Annotated in this window: 17 protein-coding genes; 9 read left to right on the plus strand and 8 right to left on the minus strand. The window is 62.2% G+C overall.

Translation table 11 applies throughout. The features are described from left to right. Positions 1-106: 106 nt before the first annotated feature. Entirely contained in the window at positions 107-823 is a 717-nt protein-coding gene (locus H097_RS07935) for a hypothetical protein (RefSeq protein ID WP_032858777.1), read from the minus strand. Between the two features lie 411 nt (positions 824-1,234). On the opposite strand from H097_RS07935, the gene H097_RS07940 reads away from it, so the two are divergent. Both H097_RS07940 and H097_RS07945 read left to right on the plus strand, forming a co-directional pair. Next, a complete protein-coding gene (locus H097_RS07940; protein WP_032858778.1) occupies positions 1,235-1,699 on the plus strand; it encodes a transcriptional regulator in 465 nt (154 codons plus the stop codon). Then, entirely contained in the window at positions 1,678-2,277 is a 600-nt protein-coding gene (locus tag H097_RS07945) for a mobile mystery protein B (protein WP_050593315.1), read from the plus strand. Before H097_RS07940 ends, H097_RS07945 begins: the two co-directional genes overlap by 22 nt. A 73-nt stretch (positions 2,278-2,350) precedes the next feature. Here the strand turns inward: H097_RS07945 and H097_RS07950 are convergent, their stop codons facing one another. The 6 genes from H097_RS07950 to pilG all read right to left on the minus strand — a co-directional run bounded on the left by H097_RS07950 (position 2,351) and on the right by pilG (position 12,229). Continuing rightward, complete coding sequence (locus H097_RS07950; RefSeq protein WP_032858780.1) at positions 2,351-2,806, minus strand: chemotaxis protein CheW; 456 nt, start codon at positions 2,804-2,806, stop codon at positions 2,351-2,353. Further along, a complete protein-coding gene (locus tag H097_RS07955) occupies positions 2,799-8,654 on the minus strand; it encodes an Hpt domain-containing protein (RefSeq protein ID WP_032858782.1) in 5,856 nt (1,951 codons plus the stop codon). Before H097_RS07955 ends, H097_RS07950 begins: the two co-directional genes overlap by 8 nt. Before the next feature lie 158 nt (positions 8,655-8,812). Next, complete coding sequence (locus tag H097_RS07960; RefSeq protein ID WP_032858784.1) at positions 8,813-10,864, minus strand: methyl-accepting chemotaxis protein; 2,052 nt, start codon at positions 10,862-10,864, stop codon at positions 8,813-8,815. Further along, entirely contained in the window at positions 10,861-11,397 is a 537-nt protein-coding gene (locus H097_RS07965; RefSeq protein WP_032858785.1) for a chemotaxis protein CheW, read from the minus strand. Before H097_RS07965 ends, H097_RS07960 begins: the two co-directional genes overlap by 4 nt. Positions 11,398-11,409: 12 nt before the next feature. Further along, a complete protein-coding gene (gene pilH, locus H097_RS07970) occupies positions 11,410-11,775 on the minus strand; it encodes a twitching motility response regulator PilH (protein ID WP_029300454.1) in 366 nt (121 codons plus the stop codon). Positions 11,776-11,821: 46 nt separating this feature from the next. Continuing rightward, on the minus strand, positions 11,822-12,229 hold the full coding sequence (gene pilG, locus H097_RS07975; RefSeq protein WP_032858786.1) for a twitching motility response regulator PilG: 408 nt from the start codon (positions 12,227-12,229) through the stop codon (positions 11,822-11,824). Positions 12,230-12,468: 239 nt separating this feature from the next. On the opposite strand from pilG, the gene gshB reads away from it, so the two are divergent. The 7 genes from gshB to H097_RS08010 all read left to right on the plus strand — a co-directional run bounded on the left by gshB (position 12,469) and on the right by H097_RS08010 (position 18,486). Further along, entirely contained in the window at positions 12,469-13,422 is a 954-nt protein-coding gene (gene gshB, locus H097_RS07980; protein ID WP_032858787.1) for a glutathione synthase, read from the plus strand. Positions 13,423-13,499: 77 nt separating this feature from the next. Next, complete coding sequence (locus tag H097_RS07985) at positions 13,500-14,399, plus strand: energy transducer TonB (protein WP_032858789.1); 900 nt, start codon at positions 13,500-13,502, stop codon at positions 14,397-14,399. A 194-nt stretch (positions 14,400-14,593) separates the two neighbouring features. Beyond that, entirely contained in the window at positions 14,594-15,163 is a 570-nt protein-coding gene (locus H097_RS07990) for a YqgE/AlgH family protein (protein WP_032858790.1), read from the plus strand. Beyond that, positions 15,163-15,600, plus strand: coding sequence for a Holliday junction resolvase RuvX (gene ruvX, locus H097_RS07995; protein WP_005792259.1), 438 nt, complete (start codon positions 15,163-15,165; stop codon positions 15,598-15,600). The genes H097_RS07990 and ruvX overlap by 1 nt, the downstream gene beginning before the upstream one ends. Positions 15,601-15,682: 82 nt before the next feature. Next, the gene (pyrR, locus tag H097_RS08000; protein ID WP_032858792.1) at positions 15,683-16,189 is read left to right on the plus strand and encodes a bifunctional pyr operon transcriptional regulator/uracil phosphoribosyltransferase PyrR; all 507 of its coding nucleotides are present in this window, start codon (positions 15,683-15,685) and stop codon (positions 16,187-16,189) included. Positions 16,190-16,213: 24 nt separating this feature from the next. Beyond that, positions 16,214-17,218: an aspartate carbamoyltransferase catalytic subunit gene (locus H097_RS08005; RefSeq protein ID WP_032858794.1), complete on the plus strand. Its 1,005-nt coding sequence runs from the start codon at positions 16,214-16,216 to the stop codon at positions 17,216-17,218. Then, the gene (locus H097_RS08010) at positions 17,215-18,486 is read left to right on the plus strand and encodes a dihydroorotase (RefSeq protein ID WP_032858796.1); all 1,272 of its coding nucleotides are present in this window, start codon (positions 17,215-17,217) and stop codon (positions 18,484-18,486) included. Before H097_RS08005 ends, H097_RS08010 begins: the two co-directional genes overlap by 4 nt. Before the next feature lie 117 nt (positions 18,487-18,603). On the opposite strand, the gene H097_RS08015 is transcribed toward H097_RS08010, so the two are convergent. Then, positions 18,604-19,032: a TM2 domain-containing protein gene (locus tag H097_RS08015; RefSeq protein WP_032858797.1), complete on the minus strand. Its 429-nt coding sequence runs from the start codon at positions 19,030-19,032 to the stop codon at positions 18,604-18,606. Between the last annotated feature and the right edge of the window lie 90 nt (positions 19,033-19,122).

The raw sequence follows: 19,122 nt of genomic DNA on the forward strand, positions 1-19,122 counted from the left end.
TCGCTCCACGGGTTCGCTGTCGTGGGGCTCACCATAGGAGTGAATGAGGGGGGTATCAATCAAGCTCGGCGGCGAACCGTTACGGCTGGAGTAACGCTCCTACCTCCTACAGCCATTCCATACGCTGGCGCCACACGGTCCAGCCCATGGCTATGCCTGCCACGGTATGAAACCCCAGCACCGCCGCCAGGCTCCAGCTCACCAGCCCCCCAATCGCCTGCACATACACCGGCAGCAGAAACAGCAACAGCCCAAACAACAGACCCACGCCCCACTGCTCCCATTTCATTAACCGGCGCAGACGGGAGACGATCGCGCAGCCCAACACCGCGCCCAGGAATACCAGCAACAAGCCCGACACTGCATGCCCCGTCACCACAGGCCAACCGAAGAACCACAAGAGCAGGCAGAGCACAGACAAGGCGAGTGAGCACATGAGGATAAACACGTACAGGTATTCAAAGCCCCTCAGGCCCCAGCCGCGGATGAAATTGCGGGTCTGTTCAATTTCGGCCTTGTTCGGCCCTTTCGAGATAGCGACTGCAAGCAGGCCCGAGCCCAGGCCGCCCAGGGTCATGACTACAAAATTGGTCACGACCCCTTTGATTTCTTTACCCGTGGCGCTGAGCGTCAGCAGCTCCAGGTGCCGCAGAATCAACACTGCGCCTACGGACGTGATCCCAAACCCTACGAGCTTGCCGCGCCTGGTTGGGCATTTCATCGTCACGCTGGCGGTGATCACCAGCACCACAAACCACATGATTAAAGCGAAGGTAAACGGGTTGAGGTTATACAGCCGGGCAAATACGTCGAATAGCCACATTGTGTTGTTGCTTCCACCGAAAGACTCCTTGGGTTATCGGCGGGTTTACGTGGGGCTTTACCCGAGCAGGCATCAGTCCCAAAAAGGGAACGAACGGTCCTTTTCTGGGACTGATCAAGTTTTGGCGCGAAGGCGCAGAGCGACAAGTTCATGGGCGGCGCGAAAACTTGCGGGGAAACCTGAGGGCATCATGCCGCACGATTATTCCTACAGATTTTTGAGGTTGTTGCTCGGATGTCGCCTCACTAGCCTTTTGTATCGGAACCCTCTGCGCACGACATAAAACGAATGCCTAAAGGCATACAAAATAAATAATATTGACTGCTTATAGGCATACATATAATGTAAAAATGTATGCCTATAGGCATTCAATAACTGCACATCTGACAGGCAAAATACGGGTACCGCCCCATGACATCTTCCTCACTCAACGAACTGCGCCTTGCCCAAGTAGAAAGGGCGCTGGAGCCGTTTGAAACACTAAGTGGCAAATCCACCCCGCCTGGAGGATGGCTGCGCTCGATCAGAGAATCATTGGGCCGATCACTGAGATCCCAGGCAGCCATGCTCGGCGTTGCCTTTGCTACGTTGCAGCAGTCGGAGCAGGCCGAAGCTGAAGATCGCATCACACTCGCCCAGCTCCGTAAGTTGGCGGCAGGCCTGGACTGTGAGCTTGTCTACGCTCTGGTGCCAAGAAAACCGCTACACGAGATGGTGCAGGCGCGGGCCGAGCTACTGGCCAGGCAAGAAGTCATGGGGGTCGCTCATACGATGAGCCTCGAAAACCAACGTCCGTCAGATACGTTCGTCGAGCGTCAGGTGGCGGATCGCCGTATGGAATTGCTCCGCGGCCCATGGGCTCGATTGTGGCGATAGAACTTGAGCTAAAACCCGGCCAAACACCCCTGGACCCCGACGAGATAGCGGGGCTTAAACCCAGGCACATCAGCACCCAAGGCGAGTTGGATGAATGGGAAGCTGCAAACATCCTCAAGGCAATGCGTTGGCTGGGGCGCCAAAACAACCTTGATGTCTTGAACGAACATTTCTGCCGTCAACTCCACACCAAAATGTTCAGTGACACATGGAGATGGGCCGGGACATTCAGGAACACCGACAAAAATATCGGCTGCGACTGGACGAAGATTTCAGTCAACCTGCGTCACCTTCTCGACAACACGACTTATTGGCTGGAACACCATGTATTCCCGTGCGAAGAGGTTGCTGTCCGTTTTCATCACCAACTGGTTTCGCTGCACCCATTCCCCAATGGCAACGGTCGCCACGCGCGCTTGATGGCCGACTGCCTGCTGAGACAACAAGGACTTGCGCCTTTCTCCTGGGGGAGCGCTAACCTGATCGCAGCCAATGAAGTCCGTATGCGCTACATCCAGGCTTTGCGCGCAGCCGATTTGAACGATTACAGCCTGCTTCAAGCTTTCGTGCGCAGTTAACCTGACGCAATCGAATGTGGACGCTGGCTTGTCGGGGCCCACCTTTGATCTCCAACGGTCGCAGGGATTTTGCTCAGGCCAACCCAGCCTCGACCAGCAGCGCCTCCAGCCCCATCAAGTCCGGCACTTTCGCCACATGCTCGCCAACCTGTACCGCCGCCAGTTCCAGGGGCGATAGAGGCACGTCCACGTAGCTCAACTGGCTGTCGAGCTTGTACGAGCGGGGAATGCCCTGGATCACCAGCGCGATGAACTTCAACGTCGCCCGTCCACCCAGAGCGTTGAGGACCACGATCCGCGCGCGTTCGCTGACCACGCTGGCACCGCCACACGCTGCCTCGAAGCTGATCAAGGGCAATTGCTGGTCGCGCCAGGTCACTTGCCGCAAGTACCACGGCGGTGCGTCGCTGGCCGGTTCGCCGCGCTGGAAATCGATCAGCTCGGCCACGGCTACGTTGGGTAGCAGCAGGTGGCGGTCGGCCAAGGGCAGGAGCAGGCCGGTGAGTTGACTGGTGCGGTGGTCAAGCATGTTTCGGGCTCCAGTAGGCGATGCTTTCGAGCAGCACCGACTCTTGATACGGCTTGCCAAGGTAGTCGTTGACGCCAATGGCCATGGCCCGGTCGCGATGTTTCTGGCCAGTGCGCGAGGTGATCATGATGATCGGCAGGCGCTTGAGCCGTGGGTCGTTGCGTACCTGGATCGCCACTTCAAAGCCGTCCATGCGCGGCATCTCGATATCCAGCAACATCAGGTCGGGGGTGTGTTCCTCCAGAACGGCGATGGCGTCGATACCGTCCTTGGCGGTCAGCACGCTCATGCCGTGGCGCTCCAACAGGCGGCTGGTGACTTTGCGCACAGTGACCGAGTCGTCCACCACCAGCACGAGCAACCGCCGTTTTTTCTGCGGCTCGTTGACCGTCAGCGGATTCTCCATTGCCTGGGCCGGCAACGCCGGTGCTAGGGCGCGGATATGCGCCAGCAGGTCGATGATCAACACCACCCGGCCGTCGCCGAGGATGGTCGCCCCGGACAGCCCCTGCACTGCCGCAAACTGCGGGCCCAGGCCCTTGACCACGATTTCCCGGGTACCGGCCATGTCGTCCACCTGCACCGCGATGTGCCGCTCGTTGCATTGCATCAACAGCACCGGCAACGGCTGGCCTTGCCCCAGCAGCTTGGGCCGGGCGACGGTGTGCAGCAACTCGCCCAGGTAATACAACTCGTAGCGCTGGCCCGCGTATTCATACACAGGTGGATCCAGTTGGTAGTGCCCTTCCAGCTCATTGGGCAACACCCGTACCAGGCCTTGGATGGTGTTCAGCGGAATCGCGTACTGGTCCTCCGCACACTGCACCATCAACGCCCGGTTGACCGACACGGTAAACGGCAGGCGAATGCGAAAGTGCACGCCCAGGCCGGGTGTGGAGTCAATGAACATGCTGCCGCCCAGTTGGCGCACTTCTTCGTGCACCACGTCCATGCCCACGCCACGCCCGGAAATCTGGGTGATTTTTTCGGCAGTGGAAAACCCCGGCTGCAAGATGAACTGCAACACGTCGCGGTCGCTGATCTCCATCTCCGGGTCCAGCAGGCCACGCTTGATCGCCTTGCGCCGCACCGCATCCAGCGGCACGCCGGCGCCGTCGTCGCGCATGTCGAAGATGATATCGCCGCCTTCGTGGCTCAGGTCCAGGGTGATCCGACCTTTCTCCGGCTTGCCCGCCAACAGCCGCGCATCCCGCGACTCCAGGCCGTGGTCGACGGCGTTGCGCAGCATATGTTCCAGGGGCGCTGCCATGCGTTCCAGCACGTTGCGGTCCATCTCGCCTTCGGCATTGCCGACCACGAATTCCACATCCTTGCCCAGCTCGCCGGCCACTTGCCGCACGATGCGCTTGAGGCGCGGCAACATGCGCTCGAACGGCACCATGCGCGTGCGCATCAGGCCTTCTTGCAACTCGGTGTTGATGCGCGCCTGTTGCTGCAACAGGTTCTGCGCATCCTGGTTTCGCTGGTCGAGGGTTTCCTTGAGGTCCAGCAGGTCCGAAGCCGACTCGGACAACGCACGGGACAGTTGTTGCAACTGCGAATGGCGATCCATTTCCAGCGGGTCGAATTCTTCGTAGCCCAGGCGCTCGGCTTCGGCATGCTGGCGGCTGAGGATCCGCCCCTGGGTCTCGGTATCGAGGCGGCGCAGTTGGTCGCGCATGCGCTCGATGGTGGTTTGCACCTCGGCAAGGGCGGTGCGTGCATCGTTGACCTGCTGCTCGATACGCCCACGGAAAATCGAAGTTTCACCGGCGAGGTTGACCAGGTCATCCAGCAGTTCGGCAGAGATTTTCACCATGTCCGCGCCCGGCTCACTGGCAGCCGGCGCCTCGGGTTTGGCGGCGGGCATCGCGACCGGAGCAGCCTGGGCTTCGACAGGTTGGACCAGGCTTTTGATCCGCTCGATCAGACGTTCTACCGAGCCAACCGGCAACCCCGCCGCCACCGCCTCGACCATCTGTGCCAGGCGGTCGTGGCAGCCTTGCAGCAACGCAAACAGCTCAGCGGTAGGCGCCAGCAAGCCGGCCGACAAGCCTTCGTAGAGAAACTCCAACTCATGGGCCAGGTCGCCGATGGGGCCGATCTCGACCATGCGTGCGCCGCCCTTGAGGGTGTGCAGGTCGCGCAGCAGGGTCTCGACGTCCTGGCGATTCTGCGGCTCGGCCTGCCAGCGCAACAGCGCGGCGCCGGAGCTGTCGAGAATGTCGGCGGCTTCTTCAAGAAAGATGTCCAGCAGCTCGGGATCACTGCCGGCTACCTGCGCCTCGAGCGGTGTGGGAACCGCCACCGGCGCGGCGTTCTGGCGTACCTCGCGCAAACGGTTGATCAGGGCGCTGGAATCACTCAAGGGTTGCTGCTCTTGCAACTGCTCCAACTGCAACGCCAGGTGTTCATGGCTGTCCATCAACACTTGCGCCAATTCGCCGGAGTAGCTATAGCGCCGGTCCACCAGGCCTTCGTAAAGGCTTTCCAGTTCCTGGGCCAGATCGCCCACCGGGCCGATTTCGGCCATGCGCGCGCCGCCCCGCAGGGTGTGCAGGTCGCGTTGCAGGGACGAGAGCGGCGCCACGCCGTCGGGCTCCAGTAACCAGCGTTTGAGGGATTGCCCGGCGCTGTCGAGGATATCCACGGCCTCTTCAAGGAAGATCTCGACGATCTCATCGTCCACCGCCCAGTCCTGTTGCAACTGGGTGGTGGCCGCGCCCAATTCGGCAATGCTCAGTGTACGACTGCCATCGCTTTTGATCAGCCCGGTGGCGCTCGGGTCCAGCCCTTCATCGAGCAACTCGCGCAAGGCCTTCATGCGTGCCGGCGCCGGGCTGATTTCCTGGCCGGCGGCCAGTTGGTCGAGCATGTTGATCAGGGCTTCATGGGCCTGCTCGGCCTCATGGAAAAACCGCTCGCTGACCGCCAGGCTGCTCTCTTCCACTGCGCCGTACAGGTCGAGCAAGGCTTCACACAACTCGTCCATCGGGTGCAGGTCGGCCAGGTGCGCGCCTTCGCCCAGGGTGGTCAGTTCGTCCAGCAATGCGCTGAGTTCCTGGCGCTCGCCGGGGTGTTGCTGCCAGCGCCGCAGCAGGCTTTCGGCGTCCAGCAGGATATCCATGCCCTGGGCCAGGAAGTTGCTGATCAACTGCGGGTCGCGCTTGACCCGCAAGCCCGTGCTCGGGGCGTTGAGGAAGGCTTCGAGCTGGCTGTCGAGACGCGCCTGGGTGCGTTCGATCAAGGACTGCGCGCCTTCGATAGGCACCAGGGGATCACTGCCCAACTGGCGCAAACCGCGCTGGAACAGGGCTTCACCCTCCAGCAACAGTTCGACTTCATCCAGGTCCAGCGCCAGGCGATGGGCCTTGTACTCACGGGTCAAGTGATCCAACGGCCGCGCCAGTTCGGCGATTGGCAAGACGCCCGCCATATAGGCACTGCCCTTGAGGGTATGCAGGGCGCGTTGCAACTCGTCGCTGACGTGCAGCGGCATCTGTTCGGTGGCCTGGTGCAAGAACCGATTGAGGCTGTCCAGGTGGCTTAGCGCTTCGTTGCGGAAAATCTCCAGCAGCAGCGGGTCGAGCGTGTTGTCGTCCGGCTCCACGGCAACCGGTAATGGCGCGCCATTGGCCAGGGCGTGGGCGCGTGCCGCAAGGTGGTCGGCATCGTCCCGCTGGCGCTGAGTGTCAGAGGCGAACTCGGCGATCAACTCGGGCAGCAGTAACACAACATCGTCCAATACCGCCTGGACTTCAGGGCCGGGCGCGACGACCCGTTCGATCACGCGGTTGAGCAGGTTTTCCACAGCCCAGGCCAACTCTGCCAACACCAACGCCCGCACCATGCGCCCGCTGCCTTTCAAGGTATGGAAGGCTCGGCGCATGTCGCTCAGGGCAGTCTTGTCGGCCAGGCTCGCAGCGCCCTGGGGGACCAGGCGCTGCAACACTTCCAGCACTTCTGCGGTTTCTTCCAGGAACACCTCACGCAGTTCGTCATCCACCGACTCTTCGTCGGCAGGCGGCGGCAACAGGCTGCCCGGGCGTTGCAGTGCCGGCGGGTTGAGGCGCGGGGTCGGGCTGGCGAGCGCCTGGGCCAGGGTCTGGGAGTCGACCGGCAACTCATCGGCCGGCACGGCCCGCTCCTGGCGCCAGGGCTGCTGCGCCTGTACGGGCGCGTAGCCGAGCGCCGCAAGCCCGTCGAAGGCGATATCCAGTACGCGCTCACCCGGCGCATCCGGGTCCTGCAGCATACGCTCCAGGTAGTGCTCAAGACTGGTGAGCACATCGGCAAAATGCTCAAGGTCCACCGCCGCTGGTGCAGTGGCGTGGACCATCAATTGCTCATCCACGTAGTCATTGAAACCACGCATCAGGCTCGCCGCACGGTGCAGCGGGATCATCGCCAGGGCGCCACGCACCTGGGTCAGCAGTTCGGGCAGGGACTCCAGGCGCTGCGTATCCCAGTGCGCTTCAAGGCAGTCGATCACCAGTTCCCGGGCCTGCTTGAGGCACTGGCATGATTCCTTGATCACCAACTGGTGGATCTGAGTCAGGTCGGTGGTGGGCAGGCGGCTGTCTTCACGGCTTTGCGGCTCGACGGTACCGACCATCCCGGCCAGCGTCGCTTCGACATACAACAACGCCCCGGCCACATCCATCAACACCGCATCGTTGGGTTCACGCTGCCCCTGGGCCAGGCCCTGGACCACCGCCAACTGGTCGATGATGACTTTGCGCGGCTGGCCAAACCCCAATACCGCGAGGGTGTCGGCAATCTGTCGCAAGGGCGCCAACAGGCTGTCCAGGCCCGAGAGGTGCTGGCGATCGCTGCGCACGAACAGGTCCAGGCGTTCCTTGACCCGCACCAGCTCTTCACACAACGCACCCAGTACCGAGCCCATGGCATTGCGGTCGGGTCCGGCCAGGCGCGCACGTTCGGCATCGACCACCGCGCTGTCGGGCAAGGCCTCATCCAGGCCATAGCGTTCCTTGAGGCTTTGCATGCGCGGGGTCGGCCGGGTGACTTTGGCGATATAGAACAGCAGGCTCTTGAGCAATTGGTCCGGCGCCGGGGTGTTGATCCCTTCGATGCCCTGGATTTGCAGGCGCTTGAGCACCTTGTCACAACTCTTGAACAGGCTGCGCAACGCCGGGCTATTGGCGATGACCCCGGTGAGCATGCCTTCGGTCAGCGCCGAGGTGACTTGCCACAACGCCAGCAACGGCGCGCCGTGACACAGCGCTTCCAGTTGGGCGAAGACCCGGGCCATATCTTCCAGATTGCTCGGGCCATGGTCCTCACGCAGCAGCCCGGCCAAGCCCTGTTGCAGCATTTGCCGCCATTGCTGCAGTTGCTCGGCAAAATCAGCCGGCGCACGTTGGGCCAGTGCATCCTCGGGCAGCGGCGCGATCACCAGCAGTTGCGGGCTGAACAGGCTGGTTTCCGAGAGCAGGCTTTTGCCATGCACACTGCGCAGGTCGTTGAGCAGCGGCAACACCACCAGGGGCAGGTCGCGCCGGGCACTGTGGACACGGTCCAGGTACAACGGCAGTTGCCCGAGGGCCTGTTGCAGCAGGCGAATCCCTTCTTCGCGCTGGCTGACACGCTCGGCTTGCAGGGCCTGGGCCAGGTGCTCCATTTCTTCGGCGAGCAACGCCGCGCCGTAGAACTCGACCATTTGCAGGGCACCATGAACCTGGTGAATGCCCTCCAGGCACTGCGCGAGGGCCTCATCGCTGGCCTCGTCGGTGTAGGCGTCCAGCGCCGAACGGGCCTGCTTCAGGGTGTCGGCGATCTCGCCCTTGACCCATTCGAGGGCGACGTAGTCGTGCCGGTCAACCATAACGACTCCCGTCTGAATGGGTGAAACGTGAGAATCCATGTGGGAGCGGGCTTGCTCGCGAAAGCGCTGGATCAGTCGGCACATCAGGTGGCTGATACACCGCTTTCGCGAGCAAGCCCGCTCCCACATTTAGATTGCGGTGGTTTTGGGGGGGCATGTCATTCATCGGTCTTGCGCACGGGCGGCAAGGTGAAACCCGATACCGAGCGCCGCAGTTGGCTGGCCATTTTGGCCAGGTTGCCAATGCTGTCGGCGGTGGCCGTGGAGCCGGATGAGGTCTGGCTGGTGATCTGCTGGATCACGTTCATGGTCAGCGAGATCTGCCCTGCCGACGAGGTTTGCTGCTGCGCGGCGTTGGAAATGCTCTGGATCAAGGCAGCCAGGGTCTTGGACACGCCCTCGATTTCTTCCAGCGCCACCCCGGCGTCCTGGGCCAGCCGCGCACCACGAACCACTTCGGTGGTGGTCTGCTCCATGGAGATCACCGCTTCGTTGGTGTCGGTCTGGATCGCCCGCACCAGGCTCTCGATCTGCCGGGTCGCGGCTGACGAACGTTCGGCCAGGCGCTGCACTTCATCGGCCACTACCGCAAAGCCGCGCCCGGCATCACCGGCCATGCTTGCCTGGATCGCGGCGTTGAGGGCGAGGATGTTGGTCTGCTCGGCAATGTCGTCGATCAGGCTGACGATATCGCCAATCTCCTGGGACGACTCCCCCAGGCGCTTGATGCGCTTGGCGGTGTCCTGGATCTGTTCGCGGATGTTGTCCATGCCATGGATGGTGTTGTGCACCACCTCGTTGCCCTTGTTGGCGATTTCCACCGAGCGTTCGGCAACCGCCGAGGACTCGGCGGCATTGGCCGACACCTGGTCGATGGATTGGGCCATCTGGTTGATTGCCGTCGACGCCTCGGCGATCTGCTGGGCCTGATGCTCCGAGGCCTGGGCCAGGTGCATGGCCGTGGCCTGGGTCTCCTGCACGGCGCCGGCGACTTCACCGGCGGTGAGGTTGATGGTCGCCACCAGGTCGCGCAACTGGTCCACCGAGTAGTTGATGGAGTCGGCGATGGTGCCGGTAAAGTCTTCGGTCACCGAGGCGGTCACGGTGAGGTCGCCGTCAGCCAGGTCTTCGATTTCGTCCAGCAGGCGCATGATCGCGTTCTGGTTGCGTTCGTTTTTCTCGGCGGTTTCGCGTAACTGGCGATTGGTCTCGCGCACCATCACCAGGCCGATCAGGATGATCGAGGCCAACGCCAGCAAGCCCAGGACATAGCCACCGATGGTGTCGAGGGTGCGCCCGCCGGCGAGGTTTTCAAAGCCGATGGCCAGGTGCGAGGCTTCATCGAGCAGGGTTTGCGAGAGGCTGAAGATGTTGCTCGCCGAGGCGCGCACCTGGAACAGTTGCGGCGAGGTTTCGAGGATTTCATCCACGGAGCCGGAGACAAACTCGAACAGCTCGGCGATTTCCGCCAGGCGCGCGCGGGCGTCGGGGTCTTGTACTTCGCTGATTTTCAGGCCGGCGCTGCCCTGGAGCATGCCGGCCAGGACCTGGCCAAAGCGGTTGGCATCGCGGCCAAAGGCGTCGGCGGCCTTGACGGCAGTTTCGTCCCCCGCCAACACCGTATTGACCGCCCCCAGGATGCGCTCGGCCAACAGCGATTGGCGCTGGGCCATCGCCACCTGGCTGGCGGGCGCGCCGCGTTGCAGCAGGATTTCGACGACCTTTTCCGACTCTATCTGCAATTGCGGCACGGTTTCGGCCAGGGTCGCCGCCACTTGATGCAACGACAGCACCGTCTGCTCGCTGGCCAGGATCACGTCGGTGTTCTTCAGCAGGGCTTCCCAGTCGTGCTGCACGGCGCGCATTTCGCTGCGCACGGCGCTGGGCGCGGCAGGCAGGCCGGTGGCCGGGTCGCCTTTTTTCAGGTAGCCCCAGCGCTGGGCAAAATCATTGCGCGCCTCGCTCAACAGCTTGAACGCCGCGGCCTTGCCGGCCGCTGCTTCCGTGGCGTTCTTGGCTATGCGCTGGGACAGTACCCGCAGCTCGCCGGCATGGCCGATGTACTGCTTGTCATAGGTGGACTGGGTGTTGAGGTAGGCGAAGTTGGCGAACAGCAGCATGATGAAGATGATCAGCGCAATAAACAGCACGATGATCTGCGAACGGCTGCGCGAAGCTGGCTGCGGTTTGACGGGAGTGACGGTGCTCATGCGGCAACATCCAGAAAGCCCGGGGCCTGGGCCAGGGCAAAGGGGCTGAAGACCTGCCACAGCGGGTCGCCGCTGAACTGGCCTTGGATAAACGCAGCGCTGGCGGCGGGCACACTGGCCGATACCGGGCGCAGCAGGTCCTGGGCAAAATGTTGCAGGCCGACCACTTCATCCACCAGCAGGCCGACAAAGGTGTCTTCGTGCTCGATCACCAGCACCCGGCGCTGTTTGCGCGCGGCCGATAACTCATAGCCGAAGAACCCGCACAGGTTGATCACCGGCAGCAAGCGCCCGCGCAGGTTGGCCACGCCCTTGACCCAGGGCTTGACCCCGGGCATCAGCGTGCAGCGCGGCTCATGCAACACCTCGGCGACTTCGCCCATGGGCGCGACATACCAATGCTCCCCCAGGCGAAAACCGATGCCGCTCCAACTGTGGGAGCGGGTTTCCTGGGACGGCAGGTCAGCGGCCAGCAGGCGGCAGCGGCGGTCGATGTCCAGCAGCAGCTCAAAGGCGGTTTGCGACTCGGTCATGGGGGCGAGCCGTCAGGGCTTGAGCACCGAGTTCAGGACTTCGATCAGCTTGTCTTCTTCCACCGGCTTGGTCAGGTACGCCTTGGCCCCCTGGCGTGCGCCCCAGATCTTGTCGGTTTCCTGGTCCTTGGTGGTGACGATGATGATCGGGATACCGTTGGTTTCCGGCTCCTTGGACAGCTGGCGCGTGGCCTGGAAACCATTGAGGCCCGGCATGACGATATCCATCAACACCGCATCGGGTTTTTCCTGGCGGGCCAGGGCCACGCCGTCGGCGCCATTCTCGGCCTTGAGGACCTGGTGGCCGTGCTTTTCCAGCATGCCCGTCAGTTTGTACATTTCAGTCGGCGAATCGTCGACGATCAGAACGCGTGCCATGGTTTTCCCCACTACATTGGTTGACGCAAGCCCCGAGGGGGCTGGGTCAATGTGCTTGTTCTACTGCAGCGAAACCCGGCACATAGGCCTTGATCGCACTCAGCAGTTCTTCCTTGCTGAAAGGCTTGGTCAAAAATTGATCGACACCAACGATGCGCCCCTTGGCCTTGTCGAACAGGCCATCCCTGGATGACAGCATGATCACCGGGATGGCCTTGAACGCCGGGTTGTTCTTGACCAGGGCGCAGGTCTGATAACCATCCAGGCGCGGCATCATGATGTCGACAAAGATAATGTGCGGGTGATGGTCGACGATCCTGGCCAGGGCATCAAAACCGTCGATGGCCGTGATGACTTCGCACCCTACGTTCTTCAACAGCGTCTCAGCGGTGCGGCGAATCGTTTTCGAATCGTCGATCACCATCACTTTCAAGGCGTTGGAATGCTGTTCCATATCTGCTCTACCATCGCCACAGCGAATCGGTTTTCGGTGTGTACTGCCGGATATTGCCAGGGACGAGCGCCAGAACCCTTGTGGTTCAAGGGCCGACACGCCATGGCAGCCTTTTTAGCACAGACTGGGGAGGCAATCTATCGGCCGACCGGCAAGGTGGTTTTTCCTTGACCCACAACAGCCGCAGCGCCACTCTGACGCCACTTTTATGCGCCCTTATTTGCTAGAGGAAATCCCCCATGAGCGTTCGCGTCGGCATTGTCATGGACCCTATCGCCAGCATCTCCTATAAAAAGGATAGCTCGCTGGCCATGCTGCTGGCCGCCCAGGCCCGCGGCTGGACCCTGTTCTATATGGAACAGCGCGACCTTTACCAGGGTGACGGCGAGGCGCGGGCGCGGATGCGCCCCTTGCAGGTGTTCGCCAACCCTGAGAAGTGGTTTGAGCTGGCAGACGAGGTCGACAGCCCCCTGAGCGACCTGGACGTGATCCTGATGCGCAAGGATCCGCCGTTCGACATGGAGTTCGTCTACTCCACCTACCTGCTGGAGCAGGCCGAGCGCGCGGGTGTGCTGATCGTCAACAAGCCGCAAAGCTTGCGTGACTGCAATGAAAAGCTGTTCGCCACGCTGTTCCCACAGTGCACGCCACCGACCGTGGTCAGCCGCCGCGCCGACGTGCTGCGTGAATTTGCCGCCAAGCACGGTGATGTGATCCTCAAGCCGCTGGACGGCATGGGTGGCACCTCGATCTTCCGCCACCGCGCAGGCGATCCGAACCTGTCGGTCATCCTCGAAACCCTGACCGCGCTGGGCACCCAGCAGATCATGGGCCAGGCCTACCTACCGGCGATCAAGGATGGCGACAAGCGCATCCTGATGATCGACGGCGAGCCGGTGGATTACTGCCTGGCGCGTATCCCGGCGGCCGGCGAGACCCGTGGCAACCTCGCGGCAGGTGGCCGTGGCGAAGCCCGCCCGCTGAGCGACAAGGACCGCTGGATCGCCGCCCAGGTTGGCCCGACCCTGCGGAAAAAAGGCCTGCTGTTTGTAGGCCTTGACGTAATTGGCGAGCACCTGACGGAAATCAACGTCACCAGTCCGACCTGTATTCGCGAAATAGACAACGCGTTCGGCACCAATATCGGCGAAATGCTCATGGCAGCGATTGCCGACAAGCTACAAGCCAAGTGACATAGAACAGCCGGATGTAAACCAACATTGCGCTATCATGCGCCACCTGTGAAACGCGCGATGTTGGTTTTCCTGCTATGACGCTCCCGTCTGACCTGCCCCCCGAATTCAGCCGCAGCCGCGTGCGCCCGGCTGATCGGCTCGGCTTTACCCTGTTCCTGGCAGCGCTGATTCACTTGGCGTTGATCCTCGGGCTGGGCTTTACCTTCGTCGAACCCCAGCAGATCAGTAAAACCCTGGAAATCACCCTCGCCACCTTCAAAAGTGAGAAAAAGCCCGAGAAGGCTGACTTTCTGGCGCAGGATAATCAGCAAGGCAGCGGTACCCTGGACAAGAAGGCAGTGCCCAAGACCACCGAAGTGGCGCCCTTCCAGGACAACAAGATCAATAAGGTCACGCCGCCTCCTGCGGCCAAACCCGAGGTCAAGCAGGCCGTGCCCAAGGCGGCTGTCGCCACTGTCGCGCCAAAGCCACAGAAAACCGCGACCCCGCGCGAAGCCGTGAAGACTGAGCCTGCGCCACGCACACCCGCCCCCACATTCGACGCCTCGCAACTTTCCAGCGAAATCTCCAGCCTGGAGGCCGAACTGGCCAATGAGCAACAGTTGTACGCCAAGCGCCCGCGCATCTACCGGCTCAATGCCGCCTCGACCATGCGCGACAAAGGCGCCTGGTATAAGGACGAATGGCGCAAGAAGGTCGAGCGCATCGGCAACCTGAACTACCCGGACGAGGCCCGGCGCCAGCAGATCTACGGCAACCTGCGCCTGCTGGTGTCGATCAACCGCGACGGCTCCTTATATGAAGTGCTGGTGCTGGAGTCGTCCGGCCAGCCGTTGCTGGACCAGGCGGCGCAACGCATCGTGCGCCTGGCCGCACCGTTCGCCCCGTTTACCGGTGACCTGAACGATATCGACCGCCTGGAAATCATCCGCACCTGGCGTTTTGCCAAGGGAGATCGTCTTTCCAGCAACTGATCTGCCCCCTCAACGGTGTAGGAGCGAGCTTGCTCGTGAAGAACCTGAGGGCGCCGCATGCATTCTGACTGCCCGCGTTATCGTTGACGATCTTCGCGAGCAAGCTCGCTCCTACACAGGAAATAAATCCGCTAACCGATTTCCTACACATCCCCAGCTTGTCAGTTCGCCCCTCCAACGCCACACTAGCGGACATGAAAAATGTCAGCCCGACTTACCTCAAGCACCAATTCCTGATCGCCATGCCCCATATGGCCGACCCGAACTTTGCGCACACCTTGACCTATATCGTCGAGCACACGGCCAATGGCGCCATGGGGTTGGTGGTCAACCGCCCGCAGGACCTGAACCTGGCCGATATCCTTGAGCAACTGCGCCCGGAGATCGACCCACCCGCCAGTTGCCAGGCGGTGCCGATCTATTTCGGCGGGCCGGTGCAGACCGACCGTGGTTTCGTGCTGCACCCCACGGGCCCGACGTTTCAGGCAACGGTTGATCTGGACGGGGTATCGCTGTCCACGTCCCAGGACGTGCTGTTTGCCATCGCCGATGGCGTCGGCCCCAAGCAGAGCCTGATTACCCTGGGCTACGCGGGCTGGGAAGCCGGGCAACTGGAAGAAGAGCTGGCCAACAATGCCTGGCTGACCTGCCCGTTTGATGCCGACATTCTGTTCAATACCGCCAGCGAGCTGCGTCTTAACGCCGCGGCGGCACAGTTGGGGGTCAACCTCAACCTGCTGACCAGCCAGGCGGGACACGCCTGATGGCCTTGCGATTGATCCTCGGGTTTGACTACGGCACCAAGCAGATCGGCGTCGCCGTGGGCCAGGTCATCACTGGCCAAGCCCGCGAGCTGTGTACCTTGAAGGCGCAGAACGGCATACCGGACTGGAATCAGGTCGAAGCCCTGATCAAGGAGTGGAAGCCCGACGCGGTGGTGGTTGGCCTGCCGTTGAACATGGACGGCACCCCCAGCGATATGTGCCTGCGCGCGGAAAAATTCGCCCGCCGCCTCAATGGGCGCTACAACCTGCCGTTCTATACCCACGATGAGCGCTTGACCACCTTCGAGGCCAAGGGTGAGCGTCGCGATCGTGGCGGGCAAAAGGGCAGCTACCGCGACAACCCGGTCGACGCCATTGCCGCCGCCTTGCTGTTGCAGGGCTGGCTGGATGAAAACACCGCTTTATTTGAATCCTGACTGACGCGGCTTGCCGCGTCTTCTTACGTTTGAGCCCGGACTTTGCCAGCGTCACGCTGCCCAAGCCCCTGAAGGAGCCACCATGAGCCTGCCCAATCCCGCCGAACTGATCCGTCAGATGGCGACGAGCCTGACGACCCACTTGCAACACCGTGCCATCAGCGAGCCGCGCTTCATTGGCATCCGCACCGGTGGCGTGTGGGTCGCCCAGGCCTTACTGCAAGAATTGGGCAGTGAGTCGCCCCTGGGCACCCTGGATGTATCCTTCTACCGCGACGACTTCAGCCAGAACGGCCTGCACCCGCAGGTGCGTCCGTCTGCGCTGCCCTTTGAAATCGAGGGCCAGCACCTGGTGCTGATCGATGACGTGCTGATGAGCGGGCGTACCATCCGCGCCGCCATGAACGAGCTGTTCGACTACGGCCGCCCGGCCAGTATCACCCTGGTCTGCCTGCTCGACCTCGACGCTGGCGAACTGCCAATCAGCCCGGATGTCGTGGGCGCAACCCTGTCGCTTTCAGCCCAGCAGCGGGTAAAATTGTCCGGTCCCACGCCGCTCGAACTCGAACTGCAAGACCTCGCCCTTTAAACCGCCTTGTAAAGAGTCCCCGCGATGACGCCTCTAGATGCCAAGCGCCCGCTGCAGCTCAACGCTCAGGGCCAACTGCAACACTTCCTGTCCCTCGACGGCCTGCCCCGCGAATTGCTCACCGAAATCCTCGACACTGCCGACTCGTTCCTCGAAGTCGGCGGCCGGGCGGTGAAAAAAGTCCCGCTGCTGCGCGGCAAAACCATTTGCAACGTGTTCTTCGAGAACTCCACGCGCACGCGCACCACCTTCGAGCTGGCGGCCCAGCGCCTGTCAGCCGACGTGATCACCCTGAACGTCTCCACCTCGTCGGCGAGCAAGGGCGAAACCCTGCTCGACACCCTGCGCAACCTGGAAGCCATGGCGGCCGACATGTTCGTGGTACGCCACAGCGACTCGGGCGCGGCGCACTTTATCGCCGAGCACGTGTGCCCGCAGGTGGCGATCATCAACGGCGGCGATGGCCGTCACGCCCACCCGACCCAGGGCATGCTCGACATGCTCACCATCCGTCGGCACAAGGGCGGCTTTGAAAACCTCTCGGTGGCTATCGTTGGCGACATCCTGCACTCGCGGGTGGCGCGCTCGAACATGCTGGCCCTGAAAACCCTGGGCTGCCCAGACATCCGCGTGATTGCGCCGAAAACCCTGCTGCCGGTGGGTATCGAGCAATACGGGGTGAAGGTCTACACCGACATGGCCGAAGGCCTGAAGGACGTCGACGTGGTGATCATGTTGCGCCTGCAACGCGAGCGCATGGCCGGCGGCCTGCTGCCCAGCGAGGGTGAGTTCTACCGCCTGTTCGGCCTGACCACCGCGCGCCTGGCCGGCGCCAAGCCGGATGCGATTGTCATGCACCCTGGCCCGATCAACCGTGGGGTGGAGATTGAGTCGGCGGTGGCCGACGGCCCGCATTCGGTGATTCTCAACCAGGTCACCTACGGCATCGCCGTGCGCATGGCCGTGCTGTCCATGGCCATGAGCGGGCAAACAGCCCAACGTCAATTCGAGCAGGAGAACGCCCAGTGAAGCTCAGCATTCTCGGCGCCCGAGTCATCGATCCAGCCAGTGGCCTGGATCAAGTCAGCGATCTGCACCTGGAAGCCGGCAAGATCATTGCCATCGGCGCCGCACCCAGCGGTTTCAGCCCGACCCAAACCATCGACGCCAAAGGCCTGGTGGCCGCGCCTGGGCTGGTGGACCTGAACGTCGCCCTGCGCGAACCGGGCTACAGCCGCAAAGGCAGCATCGCCAGCGAAACCCGCGCCGCCGCCGCCGGTGGCGTGACCAGCCTGTGCTGCCCGCCGCAGACCAAGCCGGTACTGGACACCTCGGCCGTGACCGAGCTGATCCTCGACCGCGCCCGCGAGGCCGGCAATTGCAAAGTGTTCCCCATTGGCGCCCTGAGCAAAGGCCTGGACGGCGAACAACTGGCCGAACTGATTGCCCTGCGTGACGCCGGCTGCGTAGCCTTCGGCAATGGCCTGGAGAGTTTCCGCAGCACCCGCACCCTGTGCCGTGCGCTGGAATATGCGGCCACCTTCGACCTGACGGTGATCTTCCACTCCCAGGACCGCGACCTGGCCGAAGGTGGCCTGGCCCATGAAGGCGCCACCGCCAGTTTCCTCGGCCTTGCGGGCATCCCGGAAACCGCAGAAACCGTGGCCCTGGCCCGTGACCTGCTGTTGGTGGAGCAAAGCGGCGTACGCGCGCACTTCAGCCAACTGACCAGCGCCCGGGGCGTGGCCCTGATCGCCCAAGCGCAGGCCCGTGGCTTGCCGGTGACCGCCGATGTGGCGTTGTACCAGTTGATCCTGACGGATGAGGCGTTGATCGACTTCTCCAGCCTGTACCACGTGCAACCGCCACTGCGCACCCGCGCCGACCGTGATGGTTTGCGCGCGGCGGTGAAGTCTGGGGTAGTTTCGGCGATCTCCAGCCATCACCAGCCCCACGAACGGGATGCCAAGCTGGCACCGTTTGGCGCGACAGAGCCTGGGATCAGCAGCGTCGAGTTGCTGCTGCCATTGGCGATGACCCTGGTGGAAGATGGTTTGCTGGACCTGCCAACGCTGCTCGCACGCCTGAGTTCAGGCCCGGCCCAGGCGTTGCGCCTGCCGGCGGGCAAGTTGGCGGTGGGTTCGGCGGCAGATCTGGTGCTGTTTGATCCGGCCAGTTCCACCGTGGCTGGCGAGCAGTGGCTGTCCAGGGGGGAAAACTGCCCATTCATCGGCCATAGCTTGCCGGCGAATGTGCGCTACACCCTGGTGGACGGACGGATCAGCTACCAGGCTTGATCCACACCGCTCCAATGTGGGAGCTGGCTTGCCTGCGATTGCATCACCTCAGTGTCACTGACACACCGAGGTGACTGTATCGCAGGCAAGCCAGCTCCTACAGTTCAGGATCTGCGCTTATCGACCGCCCAGCCGCTCGGCATTGCGCACCGAAATCTGCGTATTCAGCGTCCAGAAGTCATACAGCACACCCAGCAGGAACAAGCCGCCGGTCACCAGGTACAACAGGCCGGTAAGCCATTTGCCCTGATACATACGGTGCAAGCCAAACACCCCCAGGAACGCCAATAGAATCCAGGCCACGTTGTATTCGATCGGCCCTGCGGTAAAGCGCAGGTCGGCTTCGCGGTCCATCGCTGGGATCAGGAACAGGTCGATCAGCCAGCCAATCCCCAGCAAACCAAAGGTGAAGAACCAGATCGTCCCGGTCACCGGCTTGCCGTAATAGAAACGGTGCGCGCCGGTGAATCCGAAGATCCAGAGCAGGTAACCGATCATCTTGCTGTGAGTGTCCTGTTGCGAAACAGCCTGTCGATAGGTGTTCATGAATGACCTCTTTTGCCTCGATAGATAAATATTTCTGGTTTCTTTGTGACTTTTTTACAGGCACCCGACGTACGGCAAATGATATCGTCG

The organism is Pseudomonas sp. FH4 (genome assembly GCF_000510915.2).
Taxonomy (GTDB): domain Bacteria; phylum Pseudomonadota; class Gammaproteobacteria; order Pseudomonadales; family Pseudomonadaceae; genus Aquipseudomonas; species Aquipseudomonas brenneri.

Bases quoted from the DNA above. Each gene is read 5' to 3' on its own strand.
- H097_RS07960 (WP_032858784.1), bottom strand. From the start codon at position 10,864: ATGAGCACCGTCACTCCCGTCAAACCGCAGCCAGCTTCGCGCAGCCGT.
- H097_RS07955 (WP_032858782.1), bottom strand. From the start codon at position 8,654: ATGGTTGACCGGCACGACTACGTCGCCCTCGAATGGGTCAAGGGCGAG.
- H097_RS07985 (WP_032858789.1), top strand. From the start codon at position 13,500: ATGACGCTCCCGTCTGACCTGCCCCCCGAATTCAGCCGCAGCCGCGTG.
- H097_RS07940 (WP_032858778.1), top strand. From the start codon at position 1,235: ATGACATCTTCCTCACTCAACGAACTGCGCCTTGCCCAAGTAGAAAGG.
- H097_RS07950 (WP_032858780.1), bottom strand. From the start codon at position 2,806: ATGCTTGACCACCGCACCAGTCAACTCACCGGCCTGCTCCTGCCCTTG.
- ruvX (WP_005792259.1), top strand. From the start codon at position 15,163: ATGGCCTTGCGATTGATCCTCGGGTTTGACTACGGCACCAAGCAGATC.
- H097_RS07935 (WP_032858777.1), bottom strand. From the start codon at position 823: ATGTGGCTATTCGACGTATTTGCCCGGCTGTATAACCTCAACCCGTTT.
- H097_RS08005 (WP_032858794.1), top strand. From the start codon at position 16,214: ATGACGCCTCTAGATGCCAAGCGCCCGCTGCAGCTCAACGCTCAGGGC.
- gshB (WP_032858787.1), top strand. From the start codon at position 12,469: ATGAGCGTTCGCGTCGGCATTGTCATGGACCCTATCGCCAGCATCTCC.
- pyrR (WP_032858792.1), top strand. From the start codon at position 15,683: ATGAGCCTGCCCAATCCCGCCGAACTGATCCGTCAGATGGCGACGAGC.
- H097_RS07965 (WP_032858785.1), bottom strand. From the start codon at position 11,397: ATGACCGAGTCGCAAACCGCCTTTGAGCTGCTGCTGGACATCGACCGC.
- H097_RS08015 (WP_032858797.1), bottom strand. From the start codon at position 19,032: ATGAACACCTATCGACAGGCTGTTTCGCAACAGGACACTCACAGCAAG.
- pilG (WP_032858786.1), bottom strand. From the start codon at position 12,229: ATGGAACAGCATTCCAACGCCTTGAAAGTGATGGTGATCGACGATTCG.
- H097_RS07945 (WP_050593315.1), top strand. From the start codon at position 1,678: ATGGGCTCGATTGTGGCGATAGAACTTGAGCTAAAACCCGGCCAAACA.
- pilH (WP_029300454.1), bottom strand. From the start codon at position 11,775: ATGGCACGCGTTCTGATCGTCGACGATTCGCCGACTGAAATGTACAAA.
- H097_RS07990 (WP_032858790.1), top strand. From the start codon at position 14,594: ATGAAAAATGTCAGCCCGACTTACCTCAAGCACCAATTCCTGATCGCC.